Source organism: Nocardia sp. BMG111209, assembly GCF_000381925.1.
Taxonomy (GTDB): Bacteria; Actinomycetota; Actinomycetes; order Mycobacteriales; family Mycobacteriaceae; genus Nocardia.
Map to the genome: position 1 here is coordinate 1,097,778 of NZ_KB907309.1, position 16,039 is coordinate 1,113,816.

The following is a 16,039-nucleotide window of genomic DNA, read 5'->3' on the forward strand; positions in this document are numbered from 1 at the left end:
CGACGGTGACCCGCACGCCTCATCGTCTGCCGTTCTCCATCCGATCCATCAGGCGGTTCGCGACCTCCGCCAATCGGCGCTCGTCGGCATAGGCGAGCCGGGAATCGAGTTCGCTCAGCGGCACCCAGGCCACCTTGGTCACCTCGACATCGGCATCCGACAGCTCGCCGCCGATCGACCGCATCAAATAGTGGTGCACGGTCTTGTGCACCCGGCGGCCGTCGGTGACGAACCAGTAGTCGATACTGCCGAGTTCGGCAACGACCATACCGCTGATACCGGTCTCCTCGGCCACCTCGCGAACCGCCGTCTGCTCGGCGGTCTCACCGTCCTCGATATGTCCCTTGGGCAGCGACCACAGTAACCGCCCGCGGCGGTCGGTGCGCCCGATGAGTGCGGCACAGCGCTGCTCCGGCGGCCCGTCCAGGCCCTCGACCACCAGACCACCCGCCGAAGTCTCCCGGACGGTCCGCATACGCGGCTTCGCACCCTTGGCGGCAGTGGATTTGGCGGCCCCGTTCTTGGCCGTGCCCGCCTTGTCGGCGGACTTGGCTGTGCCCCCGGCCTTGGCCGCGGTGGCGGGTTTCGCGGGTTTGGCGGCACCACCGCCCGAACCGCGACGCCGCGGCCGGCGGCGTCGGCTGTTCGCGCGATCGGCCGTAGACACTGCGTCAGTCTAGCGGTGTTCGATTTGCCGCTTCGTCCTCCTCGCGCCGGTGCGGCGGGGGTTATCGGCCGCAGCAGGCTCGGGTTTCGGAGGTCGGCGGCCTCGCCGACTAAGCTGCCGTTTCGTGGTTTCGCCGAAGTCCGAGGAGGCAGTCGTGCCCTCCCCCGCCCCTGATGTGCCCGACGAGCGCCGGACCCGGCTGCTCGCGGCGGCGGCGGTCACGCTCGGCCGGCTGTCGGATGTGCTCACCCCGCTCGGTGAGATGTTCGCCGCGCGCGGGCATCAGCTGTACCTGGTCGGCGGCAGCGTGCGGGACGCGGTACTCGGCCGGTTGGGCAGCGATCTGGATTTCACCACCGATGCCCGGCCGGAGCAGGTGCTGCAGATCGTGCGCGGCTGGGCCGATCATCTCTGGGACACCGGCGGTCTGGCGTTCGGCACGGTGAGCGCCTCGAAAGCGGGCCGGCAGCTGGAGATCACCACCTTCCGCAGCGATACCTACGACCGGGTGTCCCGCAATCCCGAGGTCACCTTCGGCGACACGCTCGAGGGCGATCTGGTGCGGCGCGATTTCACCGCCAACGCCATGGCCGTCAAGGTGGGTGCGGACGGTTCGCTGGAATTCGTGGATCCGCTCGGCGGACTGGACGCGCTGCTGGCCGGGGTGCTGGATACCCCGGCCGCGCCGGAGGATTCGTTCCACGACGATCCGCTGCGGATGTTGCGCGGCGCCCGCTTCGTCGCCCAGCTCGGTTTCACCCTCGCACCCCGGGTCCTGACCGCGATCACGGCGATGGCCGCGGAGATCGACCGGATCACCGCGGAGCGGGTGCGGGCCGAACTGGACAAGCTGATCGGCGGCGCGCACCCGACCGAGGGCATCGACATCATGTGCGAGACCGGACTGGCGGAGCGGGTACTGCCCGAGGTGCCGGCCATGATGCTCGAGATCGACGAGCACCACCAGCACAAGGACGTGTATCAGCATTCGCTGACCGTGCTGCGGCAGGCCATCGACCAGGAGGACGGCGATCCGGATCTGGTGCTGCGCTGGGCCGCGCTGTTGCACGACATCGGCAAGCCGCCGACCAAGCGCAACGAGCCCGGCGGCGGCGTGAGCTTCCACCACCACGAGGTGGTCGGGGCCAAGCTGGTCCGCAAGCGGATGCGGGCACTGAAATATCCGAAGGCGTTCACCGAGGATGTCGCCAGGCTGGTGTACCTGCACCTGCGGTTCCACGGTTACGGCACCGGTCAGTGGACCGATTCGGCGGTCCGCCGCTACGTCACCGACGGTGGTGAACTGCTGCCCCGGCTGCACAAGCTGGTGCGCGCCGACTGCACCACCCGCAACAAGCGGCGCGCGGCGACGTTGCAGGCGACCTACGACAACCTCGAGGAGCGGATCGGCCGGCTGCAGGAGGCCGAGGATCTCGCGCGGGTACGTCCCGACCTGGACGGCAACGACATCATGGAGATGCTGGGCCTGGAACCCGGCCCGCAGGTGGGCCGCGCCTGGCGCTACCTCAAGGAACTACGGCTGGACCGGGGGCCGCTGTCCCGCGACGAGGCGGAGGAAGCGCTGCGCGAGTGGTGGAACGCGGGCGCGCCCTAACCGCATCCTGGTGGGCACAACCGGCTCAGAAGATGATCATGGTGGTGCCCGCGACGATCGCGGCGCGCATCGCGGCCAGGTCGAACGATCCGGTCACCGCGGGCACGGTGATCCGGAATCGCACCAGCTCGCCGTCGCGGTCCGCGCGTTCGATGCGGAGGTCGTGCGGTAACCCGGGCAACGGCCGGGACGGGACGCGAATGTGGCGGCGCGGCACCCGGATCCCCCACCAGGTGGCGCGATGGACCGCCACGCTGAGCAGGTGGTCGCCGATCACCGCGTCCAGTACGGCCCGGATCCGGCGGCGCCGATGGGCGGCATGGATCGTGCCGCCGGGACCGGGCGTCAGTTCCCAGTCGAGGCCGCGCCGATTCAGCCGGTCCAGCAGGACGTCCAGCGCGATCGTGCCGGTGATCTCCAGCCCGGCGGCCCGCACCCGGGTCGGCACCCCCGGCACCAGCCGGACGCCGTGCGCGACGACGGTCGCCTCCCGGATCGGGTGACCGCTCCAGCGCATCCCGGTCAGCGTCGCCTCGATGTGGAAATGCGCGCCGCGGCGACCGGCTCGCAGGGCGTGCAGCGTGGCATCCAGCTCGCGGCCGAGCAGCGTGGCGCTGAACTCGGTGCCACCGAACCGTCGTACGATGCCGTGACTGAGCGCGCTCATCAGGGCATCCGGCAGCAGCGCCGTGACGGTGCCGGAGACCGGGTCGGCCACCGGATCCAGCCACGCGGTGGTGGCCGCGGCCCAGTGTTCGAGCCATTCGGGATCGAGGAGCCGGCGGCCGAGATCCAGCGCGCGCGACGGTGACCAGGTGGCGGGGTCGAATGAGGTGGCCATGGCGGCCCCGAGCGTACCTGCCGCCACCGACCCGGCCGACGAGGCGGTCGGTCGTTGTTATCCGAAGATACGGCCGGATCATCTTGTCCGATCCGATAATGCGGACATATGCTCCGGCGATGCCCAGCCTGCGAATTCGCGATGCCGCCGAACTGCTCGGCGTCAGTGACGACACCGTGCGGCGATGGATCGACACCGGTGCGCTCACCGCGCAGAAGGACGATGCGGGCCGCCTGGTGATCGACGGTCGCGATCTGGCCGAACTGGCCAGTGCCAACGCGCGGCCGCCACAGACCAGGCTGGGTAGTGCCAGTTCGGCACGCAATCGGTTTCCCGGATTGGTCACCCGCGTGGTGATCGACGGGGTGATGGCACAGGTGGAGATGCAATGCGGACCGTTCACAGTGGTGTCGCTCATGAGCAGCGAGTCGGTGCGGGCGCTCGGTTTGGAACCGGGCAGCGTCGCGGTGGCGAGCGTGAAGGCGACCACGGTCGTCGTCGAGACGCCGGGCCGGTGAGCGGCCGGGCCGTGCGGCGCGCCGTCGTCGGCGTGACCGCGGCGGTCGCGGCCGTGGGCCTGCTGGGCGCCTGTGGTTCCGGTGATTCCGGCTCCTCGGGCTCCTCGAGCGCCTCCGGCAGCCCGACCGGCAGCACCACGCTGACCGTATTCGCCGCGGCGTCGCTGAACCACGTGTTCACCGACCTGGGCGCGACGTTCGAGAAGGAACACCCGGGTACCAAGGTGACCTTCTCCTTCGCCGGATCCTCCGACCTCGCGGCCCAGCTGAACCAGGGCGCGCCGGCCGACGTATTCGCCTCCGCCGATCAGGCGAACATGGACAAGGTCGTGAAGACCAGCCGGATCACCGCCGCGCCGCAGACCTTCGCGACCAACACCCTCACCATCGTCACGCCGCCGGGCAATCCGAAGCACATTGCCGCACTGGCCGATCTGTCCCAGCCCGGACTGCGGCTGGTGGTCTGTGCCCAGCAGGTGCCCTGCGGCTCCGCGGCCAAGAAGGTGACCACCAACGCGCACGTGGCGATCAGCCCGGTCAGCGAGGAATCCGCGGTCACCGACGTCCTGGCCAAGGTCACCTCCGGTGAGGCCGACGCGGGCCTGGTGTACGTGACCGACGCGGCCGGGGCCGGCAACAAGGTCACCACCGTCGCCTTCCCGGAGTCCGCCGGCGCGGTGAACGTCTATCCGATCGCCCCCGTGGCCGATTCGAAGCATGCCGACCTGGCGCAGCAGTTCGACGCGTTGATCACCGGTCCCGAGGGCCGCGCCGCGCTGGCCAAGGCCGGATTCGTCACCCCGTGACCGCAACCCGATCGGCCGCGTCGTGACCGCACCGGATCATGCCGGAGCCGTGCCGGATCCGGTTGTCGTGATCGCGGTCGATCGGGTGGTGGTGACCGTGCTGGATGGGGTGGCGCCGTGACCGTGGGCCGGATGCGATTTCCGAAGGCGGCGGGTGGGATCCGGGTGGCGCTGCGCTCCCCCGGTCCGTCGATTCCGCGCTGGCTGTTGCTGCCCGCGTTGCTGGGTTTCGCCTTCGTGGTCGGCCCGTTGGTGGCGTTGGCGAAAGCTGTGCGCTGGCACAGCTTCTGGGCGTTGATCGGTACGCCAGCGTCGCATGCGGCGCTGGTGCTGAGTCTGCGTACGGCGCTCGCCAGCACCGTGCTGTGTGTACTGCTCGGGGTGCCGATGGCGATGGTGCTGGCCCGGATCCGCTGGCGGGTCCTGCCGGTGCTGCGCGCGATGGTGTTGCTGCCCTTGGTGTTACCGCCGGTGGTCGGCGGTATGGCGCTGCTGTACCTGTTCGGGCGCTACGGCCTGCTGGGCCGGCATCTGGAGGCCGCCGGAATCCGGATCGCGTTCAGTACCACCGCCGTTGTGCTGGCCGAGGCGTTCGTCGCGCTGCCGTTCCTGGTGATCACGCTGGAGGGGGCGATGCGCACCACGGGTGAACGCTACGAACGGGTCGCCGCCACGCTCGGCGCGTCACCCACGATCGTGTGGTGGCGAATCACGGTGCCGCTGTTGCGGCCCGCGCTGATCTCGGGGACCGTACTGTCCTTCGCGCGGTCGCTCGGGGAGTTCGGGGCGACCCTCACCTTCGCCGGCAGCCTGCAGGGCCGCACCCGCACGCTGCCATTGGAGATCTATCTGCAACGGGAGGCGGATCCCGATGCCGCCGTGGCCCTTTCGCTGTTGTTGGTGGTGGTCGCGGTGGTGATCGTGCTGATCGCGTACCGCGGGGCGCGGTCGAACGCGGCGCAGCGACGGGAGTGGGTCGGCCTGTGAACATGATGGAACCGGCTGCCGGACTGGAGGTTTCGGCCCGGGTCGCCGAGCGGGGCCTGTCGGTCGACCTGTCCGTGCGGCCCGGCGAGGTGCTGGCGGTACTCGGGCCCAACGGCGCGGGAAAGTCGACGCTGCTCGATGTGGTCGCGGGCCTGCTGATTCCGGACAGCGGCCGGGTGCGGCTGCACGACCGCGACCTGACCGATGTCGCGAAAGGCATTGCGGTACCGCCGCATCGGCGCCGGATCTCCCTGCTCGCGCAGGATCCGCTGCTGTTCCCGCATCTGTCGGTCGCGGCGAACGTGGCCTTCGGCCCGCGCAGCCGCGGTGTCTCGCGCCGCGTCGCCGCCGCATCCGCCCGGGAGTGGCTGGCCGCGGTGGACGCGAGCGAATTCGCCCGTCGCCGACCGGCTCAGTTGTCCGGCGGCCAGGCGCAGCGGGTCGCCCTGGCGCGGGCCCTCGCGGTCACGCCGGAACTGATCCTGCTGGACGAGCCGATGGCCGCGCTGGACGTGACCGTCGCGGTCGCGATGCGGGCCCTGCTGCGCCGGGTCCTGCGCCCCACCGCCGATGCCGCGCAATCCCCTGCCGCACCGCGGAATCGCCGCGCACCCACCGCGATCCTGGTCACCCACGACATCGTCGACGCGCTGACGCTGGCCGACCGGGTGGTCGTGCTGGAGTCCGGCCGCATCGTCGAGCACGGCCCCGTCGGCGACGTACTCGCCCGTCCGCGCAGCGAATTCGCGGCCCGCGTCGCCGGGGTCAACCTGCTGATCGGCATCGCCGTCCCGCCGGGGCCCCCGGGACCGGCTGCCGTACCGCTCGCGGGCGCCACCGATACCGGGATCGGCGCGGTCCAGTGCGGCGACGACATCGTCTCGGGCCGGCGCGACGGGGAATGGGTGGCCGGTGGCCGGGCGGCGGCGGTGTTCTCCCCGGCCGCGGTCGCCGTCTATCGGGAGGCGCCGGTCGGCAGTCCGCGCAATGTGTTCCGGGTGCGGATTGCCGAGTTGAGCGATCGGGGCGGGACGGTGCGGGTGCACGCCGCCGACCGGGCCGACGGGGGCGCCGGGCTGGTCGCCGACCTCACCCCGGGGGCGGTGGCCGAACTGGCGCTCGCTCCCGGGGTCTCGGTGTACTTCGTGGTGAAGGCCACCGAGGTGCACGTCTATCCGTGCTGATCGTCCAGCGTGGCGTGCATGAGATAGACGTTGTAGGTGTTCCAGGCCGACACGGTGAAGTACAGGTCCCGGCCGCTCGACCACGGATGGATGAAGCCGCCGTATGCGGTCGGATAGTCGTCGGTATCGATCAGGGCGGCGCCGTCGGTCCACGTGCCCTGCGGCTGGGCCGCGGTGCGCAGCACGATGGCGTGCCGCAGCGGGTCCAGATAGGCCAGCTGCCACTGCTGGGTGGAATCGTCGAAGCGGGCGGACAGCTCACCGGCCAGGCCGGTGAACAGCGGGGTCGCCGAATTCTCGGCGGCGGGGGCCCAGGTGCCGTCGACCCAGTACTGGTACGCGGACTTGTTCAGGATCTCGGACTTCGCGACCCGGGCCAGGCCGACCACGCCGACGCGCCCGTTCGGGGTGCCGAACAGGTAGACGTGGTCACCGTGCGGCACCATCGCGCCGACCTGGAATCGGTCGGTGCCGAAGACGTTGTCCCATTCGGCGTACCGATCCTTGACCCAGGTGCGGCCGTCGTCGTCGGAGTAGGCCAGGCCACCGCGGTTGGTGATCCACATGCCCGGGATCCGGCTCCAGTGGTTGATCGACATGTAGGTCAGGAACTGCCGTGAGCCGAGGGCGAATCCCGAGGTCGGGATGGTGGTGGTCTCGAAGTTCTTGATCTTGCGGCTGTCCAGCAGTTCGGCCGCGTGGCAGCGCCGGTCCTGCACCATCGAGTCGATGACCAGGCCCTTGGACAGGTCGCGACCGGTGCTGTAGCCGAGCACGTTGCTGCGCCAGTCCTGATCCTCGGCCCCGGCGCCGCCGGGCTGCCAGCCCTTGCCGAAGGTGTCGCCGAAGACGACGGCCACCTCGCCGGGCTTGGTCTCCCACATCAGTCCGAGGTCGGTGCCGTCCACCTGATACCGCACATCGGTCCGGTTGACCGAGCCGTGGCCGGTCACCTGGTTGACCAGCTCGACGGATCGCACCTGCCGGGGCGGCACGGCCGGCGCGACCGCACCGGGTTCGGCGGGATGGACCACCGGGGCCGGCGGGGGTTCGGGCGGCTGGGGATCGCCGCCGGGCACCGGGATCGGGATGGGTTCGATCTCCGGTTTGATCTGGACCTGCGGCAGCGCGAACGGCGGGAGGTTCGCGGCGCCGGCCGGATCGGGACCGAGGCTGTTGCGGACGTCGGGACACGGCGCGCCGCACGGATCCGCGGGCAGCGCCGGCGCGTCGATGCGGGTGTTGTCGGGCTTCGGCCCGGGGACCGGCACCATCGTCACCTTCGGCACCGGGACGGGGATATCGATACTCGGCGGCAGCAGCGGCGCGGGCGGCGCCAGCGGATCGGGCTTACGGGACAGCGGATCGAAACCGATTTCGCCACAGGCGTTCACCGGCCGGGGAGCCCAGGCGGCGGGTTCGGCGACGGCCGGCAACGTCAGGACGCCCGACGCCAGCACCCCGAACAGGGCGGGCACGGCCGTTCGGCGCGGGGACAGCCCCATGATGTCTCGGTCCTCCTCGATGCCTGCGTGACGACTGCCGTCCGCGCGGCGGTGAGCACGCACTGCGACCCGGACATCCGGCCGGGACCGGACACAGCGCCCATCAATCTAATCGACGGGTACGCCCGAATACATCGCGACGCGAAGGGAATTCCGCGCGGACCGGCTACCGCGGCAGCGGCCGCGCGGGCCCCGGCGCCTCGGATCCGGGCCGGGCGCCCGCCCGCCGGCCGTTGAGGATCACCGCGACCACGCCGAGCGCGTAGACACCGGCGCCGGCCAGCGCGACCGGCACCGAGCGCCCGTCCGCCGGGACGATCAGCGCCGCCACCGCCACCGCCAGCACGAAGCCGACGTTGAAGATGGTGTCCTGCAACGCGAACACCTGGCCGCGGCGGGCATCCTCGACATCGAGTTGCAGGGTGGCGTCGCCGGTCAGCTTGATCGTCTGACCGGCGAGCCCGAGCAGGAAGGCGCCGGCCAGCAGGAGGTGGTAAGCGTGCCGGTCGCCCGGCCCGCCGGACATCGTGACGGGCGTGACCAGCAGCGCCTGCACCACGACGGCCGTCACGAGCCCGGCGGCCACGGTGCGCGGGCGGCCCAGGCGCGGGATCAGCAGCGGGGCCACCACGGCCGCGACCAGCATCCCGGAGGCCGCGGCGGCGATCGCGACGCCGAATCCGCCCAGCCCGCTGTGCAGCGACAGGCCCGCGCTCTGATCGCGCCGTAGCACCAGCACCATGATCAGGGTGTCCGCGCCGAAGACGATCCGGTGCGCGGCGACACCGATCATCGCTGTGGTGCATTCGACCGACTCCCACACCGCACGGGCGCCGGTCCGCAGTCCGGTGAGGATCGCGCGCAGCGAGCTGATGTTCTCGCGCTGCTGTCCCTCGGCGTCGGGTCCGAGCACCCGCGCCCCGAAACTCGCCGCGGCCAGCGCCCCGAGTACCGAGCCGACGGCACTGCCGCCCGTCGCGACGGCGGAGGCGAGATTCCCGCTGCCGAGCGCGCCGATCAGCGCGACGGCCAGCGCCGCACCCGCCGCGGCGCAGCCGGAGGCCACCGTCGCCAGCACCGAATTCATCGGAATCAGCAGATTCGGCGCCAGCACCCGGGGCAGCGCGGCCGACACTCCGGCCAGGACGAACCGGCTGATCCCGATCACGGCCAGCGCCAGCAGCTCCAGTGGCAGGTTGGGAATGCCGCTCAGCAGGCCCACGGCGGTCACGCCGATCAGCACGGCCCGCAGCAGATTCGCGACCAGCAGGACCGTCCGCCGGTCCCAGCGGTCGAGCAGGGCGCCCGCGTACGGGCCGATGATCGAATACGGCAGCAGCAGCACCGTGAATCCACCGGCGATGGCCAGCGGATCGGTCTCCCGCTCCGGGTTGAACAGGATCGCGCCGCCGAGCGCGGCCTGGAACATGCCGTCGCCGAACTGACCGGCGAATCGGACCAGCGCCAGCCGCAGCACACCGGGCCGGCGCACCCCCGCGAGCCAGGCCGCGCGGCGCCCTCGGGAATCGGTCATCGAGCCCGGTCCCGGCGGGCCGGCGGGGCCACCCGTCGCGGGCCGCGCCCGGCCCATCCGGGCGCGTCGGGTCGCATCAGCGGTTCTCCTCCGGTTGCGTTGCGGCACATCATGATACGGTTTCCGGCGTCCGTACGGCCCGCCGGGGCGGACGAACGGAAACCTGTCCGGCGGGCGCCGGGGGATGCTCGGCGGGTCGTGGCGGCGATCACGGGTCCGGGGCCCGGTCGGCGCCAGGCTAGAATTTACTGGTAATTGCTCGGTGGGGTGCGGAGCGCACGCCTGCTCCGCGGGGTGATCGGTGCTCGGCCCGAGAGGAGGACCACGGTGTCCACACTCACGACACCACACATCGACGTGCATCGCGGCGGTGACCGCATGAAAACCCGTGTGGCGTGGTTGGATTCGAAGCATTCGTTCTCGTTCGGCGAGCACTACGACCCGGAGAACACCCATCACGGGCTGTTGCTGGTGAACAACGAGGACATCGTGCTGCCGGGTCAGGGGTTCGACACCCATCCGCACCGCGATATGGAGATCGTCACCTGGGTGCTCGACGGCTCCCTGGTCCATCAGGACTCGCTCGGGCACGCCGGAATCGTCTATCCGGGCCTGGCGCAGCGGATGAGCGCCGGCACCGGCATCCTGCACTCGGAGAAGAACGACTCGTGGCGGCTGCCACCGGCCCAGGGCGGTACCGCCGAGCACACCGAGCCGGTGCATTTCGTGCAGATGTGGGTCGTGCCGGACGAACCCGGACTCACCCCCGGCTATCAGCAACTCGAGATCGATGACGAGCTGGCCGGCGGCGGGCTGGTGACGGTGGCGTCCGGACTGCCGCGCTACCGCGAGCGCGCCGCCATCGCGATCAATTCGACCCATTCGGCGCTGCACGTGGCCCGGATGCCGGAGCCGGGTGCGACGGTCGGCCTGCCCGAGGCGTTGTTCCTGCATCTGTTCGTGGCGCGCGGGCAGGTGCGGATGGAGGGGACCGGCACGTTGTACGCCGGCGACGCGGTGCGACTGACCCGCACCGGTGGTCAGCGGATCGTGGCCGAAGTTCCGTCGGAAATTCTGGTGTGGGAGATGCACGCGCGGCTCGGCGGCCGATAACCTCTACAGTCGACTACCAGTCGACGCCGCCGGGTCGCCCGGTGGCCGACCGTAGAACGAGAGGACAGCGGTGACGGAGTACCCGCCCCCTGGTAACTATCCCCCGCCCGGACAGTACCCGCCTCCCGGCCAATATCCGCCCGGACAGTATCCCGGTGGTTACCCCGGCCCCCAGCCCGGCCAGTATCCCCCACCGGGACAACAGTATTGGCAGGAGTCGCGCAGCCGGGGCCTCGCGATCACGGCACTGGTCCTGGGCATCCTGGCGCTGCTGAGCTTCCTGACCGTCCTCGGCGGCGTACTGCTCGGACTGCTGGCGGTGATCTTCGGCATCATCGCGACGATCAAGGCGCGCAGGGGAACCGCCGCCGGCGGCGGTATGGCGATCACCGGGCTCATCCTCGGACTGCTCGGCCTGATCGGCGGCATCGTGATCGGCGTGATCTACGGCAACATCTTCGTGCAGAGCGGTGGCAAGGACTACTACGACTGCGTGCAGAACGCCAAGGGCGACCAGGCGAAGATCGACAAGTGCTCCCAGGATTTCCAGGACACCCTGGAGAACCGGTACAGCATCACGCTGACCCCCACTCCCGCACGCTGACGCCTCAGCGGGCCGCCCGCCGCCGCCGGACGGCGTCGAGCACGGCGGCCACCTCGGGCCGGAAGGCGCCCACCGGCGGATCGATCCAGATCCGGTAACCCGTCCGCTCGTCGGCGGGTGAGGGCAGTACGACACCGGCGCCGGGCACGGCGAGATTCGCGCCGAGATGGAACAATTCGGCGAGCAGCGTCGTGTCCTGCGCGGATGCGCCGGCCGGCCCGGTCAGGAAGGTCCAGCGCGACGAGCGCGGATGCCCGATGACCGGCCCGCCCCGGCCGGCCGCGGCGAGCAGCGCGCGCACCCCGGCGCCCAGTCCGGCGGGCATACTCACGGCGCCGACCGCCCCGACGTCCAACATGATTCGCCCGAGCGCCGGCTCCACCACGCCGTACAACCCGTTCTCCCGGCGGTAACCACGGCAGCGGACGAACGCCTCCTCGGCATCGGCACAGGCGGCCGGCGGGTCCAGCGTGCTCATGAAGGCAACCCCATCTCTGCATCGACGCGATATGAACAGCCGGCCGGACAGCCGGGACATCACCGAACGACGTGGTCACCGATGCACAGACCGTATAACCGGTCCGGGGGAATGACAATAGTCACACGCCGGACGGCTCCGGGCGTACGATGACCCTCCATGGCTCCGCTGTCCCCCACGGTTGCCCGGTGGGAATTGGTCCTGCGCCTGCGTGAACTGAGAGAACGCCGCGGCTTCGATTCCGCGACCTTCGCCCGCCGCGCCGGATTCACCCCGGCCAACTGGTCCCACGTCGAGAAGGGCCGCCGCGTCCTGACCGCGAACTCCATCGGCCCGGTCCTGGACCTGCTGGACGTCTCCGCCGCGGAGCGCGCAGAACTGCTCACCCTGCTCGCGACCGGCCGGGAACGCGGCTGGTGGGCCGGGGCCGCCGCCCTGATCGGCCCCGAACTACAGCGCTACTACGGCCTGGAATACGGCGCGGCGACCATCCGCAGCTACGACAGCCTGGTGCTCCCGGGCCTGCTCCAGACCGAGGACTACGCCCGCGCCCTGATCCGCGCCGACGTGACGATCCGCCCGGTGCAGGTGGAACAACTGGTCGAGGTCCGCATGCGAAGACAGCGGCGGCTGCGCGGCGCGGATCGGGCGGAACTGATCGCCCTGGTCGGCGAGGCGTCGCTGCTGCAACAGGTCGGCGGCCCGAAAGTGCTTCGGGGACAACTGGAATACCTCGCCGGACTGATCGACGAACTGGACACCGTCGAGGTCCGGGTACTCCCCTTCCGCGGCGAGACCGGCGCCGTACTCGGTGGATCCGGCTTCCATCTGCTCGACTTCGCGTCGCCGACGCTACCGACCTTCGGTTGGTCGGAGGGTTCGCTCATCGGTGGGGCGGTGGAGAACACGGACCGGCTCGGCGACCTGGGCTTCGCCTATCGGCGGGCGCTGGAGGGCTCCCTCGGCCGCGCGGATTCCCTGGCCCTGATCCGGCGGTACGCCCGCGCCTAGGGGCCGGTCGGCAGCGACCGGCCCCGGCGGTGTCACCAGATCCGCACGCGCTCATCGGGTTCCAGGTAGAGGTCGTCGCCGGGTTGTACGGCGAAGGCCTCGTGGAAGCCGTCGAGGTTGCGGACCACGCCGTTGCAGCGGAACTCCGGCGGGGAGTGCGGGTCGACGGCGAGGCGCCGGATCGCCTCCTCGGTCCGGGATTTGGTGCGCCACACCTGGGCCCAGCCGAAGAAGACCCGTTGCAGGCCGGTCAGGCCGTCGAGCACCGGGGGGTGGGCGTCGCCGAGGGCGATGCGGTAGGCCGCCAGGGCGATCGAGAGTCCGCCCAGGTCACCGATGTTCTCGCCGATGGTGAACTCGCCGTTCACAGTGTGGTTGTCGGACAGGTCCTTCGGCGAGAACTGGCTGTACTGGTCGATCAGAGCCTTGGTGCGCAGCGCGAATTCGGCCCGGTCGGCATCGGTCCACCAGTCGACCATATTGCCGTCGCCGTCGTACTTGCTGCCCTGATCGTCGAAGCCGTGACCGATCTCGTGGCCGATCACCGCGCCGATCCCGCCGTAGTTGGCCGCGTCGTCGGCGTGCAGATCGAAGAACGGCGGCTGCAGGATGGCGGCGGGGAAGACGATCTCGTTCATGCCCGGGTTGTAGTAGGCGTTGACCGTCTGCGGGGTCATGAACCACTCGGTGCGGTCGACCGGGCCGCCGAGCTTGTTCAGATCGCGATCGTGTTCGGCCGCATAGCCGTTGCGGTAGTTGCCCACCAGATCGGCCGGGTCGATCCGGATCGCGTCGTAGTCGCGCCAGCGGTCGGGGTAGCCGATCTTCGGGGTGAACTTCTCCAGTTTGGCCAGCGCGGCCTGTCGGGTGTCGGGGCCCATCCACTCGAGGTCGGTGATGTTGCGGCGGTAGGCCTCGATCAGGTTGTCCACCAGGTCCTGCATCCGGGCCTTGGCCTCCGGCGGGAAATGCCGTGCCACGTACAGCTTTCCGACCGCCTCGCCGAGCAGGTCCTGCACCAGGGAGACGCCGCGCTTCCAGCGCTCGCGGTTCTCCTGGGCGCCGGTGAGGGTGCGGCCGTAGAAGTCGAAGTTCTCCGCCACCACGGCGGCCGTCAGATACGGTGCGCGGGAACGCAACACCCGCCACAGCGCCCAGGCCTGCCAGTCCTCGATCGATTCGGTGGCCCACAGCCCGGCGAAGGCGCGCAGGTAATCCGGTTGCCGCACCACGATTTCGGCGAACAGTTCGGCCCCGGACCGGTCGGTGCCCGCGGCCAGCTCGGAAATCCAGCCGGCCCAGTCGAATTCCGGATTCGCCGCGGCCAGCTCGCCGAGGGTGGTGAGGTTGTAGCTCAATTCGGCGTCGCGGCGGCGCACCACGTCCCAGTGCCCGGCCGCGAGCGCGGTTTCCAGCGCGAGGACCCGCTGCGGGTCGGCATCGATGCCGGCGAGGGTGAACATCCGGCCGATGTGCGCGAGGTATTCGGTGCGGATCGCCGCGAAATCGTCACCGCGGTAGTACGACTCGTCCGGCAGGCCGAGGCCGGACTGGGTGGCGTGCACGAGGTAGCGCTGCGAGTTCTTGTCGTCGGTGTCGACGTACACGGCCACCGCGCCGCCGACGCCGGTGCGCTGCAACCGGCCCAGCAGCGCCGCGAACGTGCCGCGATCGGTGACCGCGCGGACGGCGGCGAGTTCCTCGGCGATCGGGCCGAGCCCGGCCGCCTCCACCGCCTCCTCGTCCATGAAGCTGCTGTACAGGTCGCCGATCTTGCGTTCCTCGCTGCCGGCGGGCGCGACGGCGGCCGCGGCCTCCTGGATGATCGCCTGCACATCGAGTTCGGCCTGATCGTGCAGGGCCCGGAAGGCGCCGTCCACCGCGCGGTCCGCCGGAATCTCGTACGCATCCAGCCACTGGCCGTTGACGTGCGCGAACAGGTCGTCCTGCACCCGGACGGCGGTGTCGCGGTAGTCCAGATCGATACCGGAGGGAATGCTCGCGTCTGAAGTCACGCCGTCCAGTATGCCGATCCGGGCCGGGTCGCGCCCCTACCGCGTGGACCCGTCGGATCGGTACCGACGGCGTTCCGCTCAGCGCAGGCGTTCCTCGGTGCCGGCGTCGAAGAAGAAGATCTCGTCGGCCTTCGGCGTCAGCAGCAGCTTCTCGCCCAGCGCGATCCGGAACCGCCGGTCGACCCGGGCCACCACCCGCCCCGACCGGCTGGACCAGTGCTCGTGGATACCGTGCGCGTACACGAAGGATTCGGCGCCGAGTTCTTCCAGCAGTTCCGCCTCCAGCGCCAGCGCGTGGGTGGGATCGGTGGCGATCTCCCACGCCTCGGGCCGGATGCCGACCAGCACCCGGTCGCGGCCGGTGATCGAGCGCGGCACCGGGACGCGCAGATCGCCGATCACCGCGACGCCCTCGGTGACCTGCGCGTCCAGCAGATTCATCGCCGGCGAGCCGATGAAACCGGCGACGAAGGCGTTCACCGGATCGTCGTACAGCTCCCGCGGCGAGGCGACCTGCTGGAGGGTGCCGTCGCGCAGCACCGCGACCCGATGCCCCATCGTCATCGCCTCGACCTGGTCGTGGGTGACGTAGACGGTGGTGGTGCCGAGCCGCTTCTGCAGGGCGGCGATCTGGGCGCGGGTGCTCACCCGCAGTTTGGCGTCCAGGTTGGACAGCGGTTCGTCCATGCAGAACACCTGCGGGCGGCGCACGATGGCGCGGCCCATCGCGACCCGCTGCCGCTGCCCGCCGGACAGTTTCGCGGGTTTGCGGTCCAGCAGTTCCTCGAGTTCCAGCATCCGGGCGGCCTCGAGCACCCGCTCCCGGGTGCCGGACCGGCTCACCCCGGCGTTGCGCAGCGCGAAGCCCATGTTCTCGGCCACGGTCATATTGGGGTACAGCGCATAGCTCTGGAAGACCATGGCCACGTCACGGGCCCGCGGGGGCAGGCCCGTGACGTCGCGGCCGCCGATCAGGATGCGGCCGCGTTCGACGGATTCCAGCCCGGCGAGCATCCGCAGGCTGGTCGATTTCCCACATCCGGACGGGCCGACGAGGACCAGGAACTCCCCGTCGGCGATCTCGATGTCCAGGCCGTCGACCGCAGGGGCGTCCGCGCCGGGGTACAGGTGCGTGGCACTGTCGAATTGCACCGTGGCCAT

At 70.6% G+C, this 16,039-nt stretch carries 15 protein-coding genes; 8 read left to right on the plus strand and 7 right to left on the minus strand.

Annotation, left to right across the window (positions count from 1 at the left end; translation table 11 throughout):
* Positions 1-19: 19 nt before the first annotated feature.
* The gene (locus G361_RS0136125; RefSeq protein WP_019932024.1) at positions 20-667 is read right to left on the minus strand and encodes an NUDIX hydrolase; all 648 of its coding nucleotides are present in this window, start codon (positions 665-667) and stop codon (positions 20-22) included.
* 154 nt (positions 668-821) lie between these two features.
* Here G361_RS0136125 and G361_RS0136130 point away from each other — a divergent pair, with 154 nt between their 5' ends.
* Positions 822-2,282 carry a CCA tRNA nucleotidyltransferase gene (locus G361_RS0136130; RefSeq protein WP_026343926.1) on the plus strand — a complete coding sequence of 487 codons (1,461 nt, stop codon included), beginning with the start codon at positions 822-824 and terminating at the stop codon, positions 2,280-2,282.
* Between the two features lie 25 nt (positions 2,283-2,307).
* On the opposite strand, the gene G361_RS0136135 is transcribed toward G361_RS0136130, so the two are convergent.
* Positions 2,308-3,123 (minus strand): hypothetical protein, encoded by an 816-nt coding sequence (locus G361_RS0136135; protein WP_019932026.1) that lies wholly within the window; start codon positions 3,121-3,123, stop codon positions 2,308-2,310.
* 119 nt (positions 3,124-3,242) lie between these two features.
* Between G361_RS0136135 and G361_RS0136140 the strand changes: the two genes are divergently transcribed.
* From G361_RS0136140 to G361_RS0136160, 4 genes are all read left to right on the plus strand, one after another.
* Positions 3,243-3,641, plus strand: a complete 399-nt coding sequence (locus G361_RS0136140) for a molybdopterin-binding protein (RefSeq protein ID WP_019932027.1) — start codon at positions 3,243-3,245, stop codon at positions 3,639-3,641.
* On the plus strand, positions 3,638-4,447 hold the full coding sequence (gene modA, locus G361_RS0136145) for a molybdate ABC transporter substrate-binding protein (protein ID WP_019932028.1): 810 nt from the start codon (positions 3,638-3,640) through the stop codon (positions 4,445-4,447). The genes G361_RS0136140 and modA overlap by 4 nt, the downstream gene beginning before the upstream one ends.
* Before the next feature lie 132 nt (positions 4,448-4,579).
* Positions 4,580-5,434, plus strand: a complete 855-nt coding sequence (locus tag G361_RS45965) for an ABC transporter permease (protein WP_052172988.1) — start codon at positions 4,580-4,582, stop codon at positions 5,432-5,434.
* 2 nt (positions 5,435-5,436) lie between these two features.
* Entirely contained in the window at positions 5,437-6,618 is a 1,182-nt protein-coding gene (locus tag G361_RS0136160; protein WP_036496440.1) for a sulfate/molybdate ABC transporter ATP-binding protein, read from the plus strand.
* Here the strand turns inward: G361_RS0136160 and G361_RS0136165 are convergent.
* The gene (locus tag G361_RS0136165; protein ID WP_019932032.1) at positions 6,606-8,123 is read right to left on the minus strand and encodes a DUF4185 domain-containing protein; all 1,518 of its coding nucleotides are present in this window, start codon (positions 8,121-8,123) and stop codon (positions 6,606-6,608) included. The two genes, G361_RS0136160 and G361_RS0136165, sit on opposite strands and share 13 nt — an antisense overlap.
* A gap of 166 nt (positions 8,124-8,289) precedes the next feature.
* Entirely contained in the window at positions 8,290-9,657 is a 1,368-nt protein-coding gene (locus G361_RS0136170; protein WP_052172989.1) for an MFS transporter, read from the minus strand.
* Positions 9,658-9,984: 327 nt separating this feature from the next.
* Between G361_RS0136170 and G361_RS0136175 the strand changes: the two genes are divergently transcribed.
* Together G361_RS0136175 and G361_RS0136180 are read left to right on the plus strand one after the other, a co-directional pair.
* Positions 9,985-10,770 (plus strand): pirin-like bicupin family protein, encoded by a 786-nt coding sequence (locus tag G361_RS0136175; RefSeq protein ID WP_019932034.1) that lies wholly within the window; start codon positions 9,985-9,987, stop codon positions 10,768-10,770.
* 70 nt (positions 10,771-10,840) lie between these two features.
* Entirely contained in the window at positions 10,841-11,374 is a 534-nt protein-coding gene (locus G361_RS0136180; RefSeq protein WP_019932035.1) for a DUF4190 domain-containing protein, read from the plus strand.
* Positions 11,375-11,378: 4 nt separating this feature from the next.
* On the opposite strand, the gene G361_RS0136185 is transcribed toward G361_RS0136180, so the two are convergent.
* Entirely contained in the window at positions 11,379-11,852 is a 474-nt protein-coding gene (locus tag G361_RS0136185) for a hypothetical protein (protein WP_019932036.1), read from the minus strand.
* A 159-nt stretch (positions 11,853-12,011) separates the two neighbouring features.
* Between G361_RS0136185 and G361_RS0136190 the strand changes: the two genes are divergently transcribed.
* Complete coding sequence (locus G361_RS0136190; protein ID WP_019932037.1) at positions 12,012-12,863, plus strand: DUF5753 domain-containing protein; 852 nt, start codon at positions 12,012-12,014, stop codon at positions 12,861-12,863.
* A 32-nt stretch (positions 12,864-12,895) separates the two neighbouring features.
* Here G361_RS0136190 and G361_RS0136195 read toward each other — a convergent pair whose 3' ends face one another.
* Together G361_RS0136195 and G361_RS0136200 are read right to left on the minus strand one after the other, a co-directional pair.
* Positions 12,896-14,878: a M13 family metallopeptidase gene (locus tag G361_RS0136195; protein ID WP_019932038.1), complete on the minus strand. Its 1,983-nt coding sequence runs from the start codon at positions 14,876-14,878 to the stop codon at positions 12,896-12,898.
* Between the two features lie 78 nt (positions 14,879-14,956).
* Entirely contained in the window at positions 14,957-16,039 is a 1,083-nt protein-coding gene (locus G361_RS0136200) for an ABC transporter ATP-binding protein (RefSeq protein WP_019932039.1), read from the minus strand.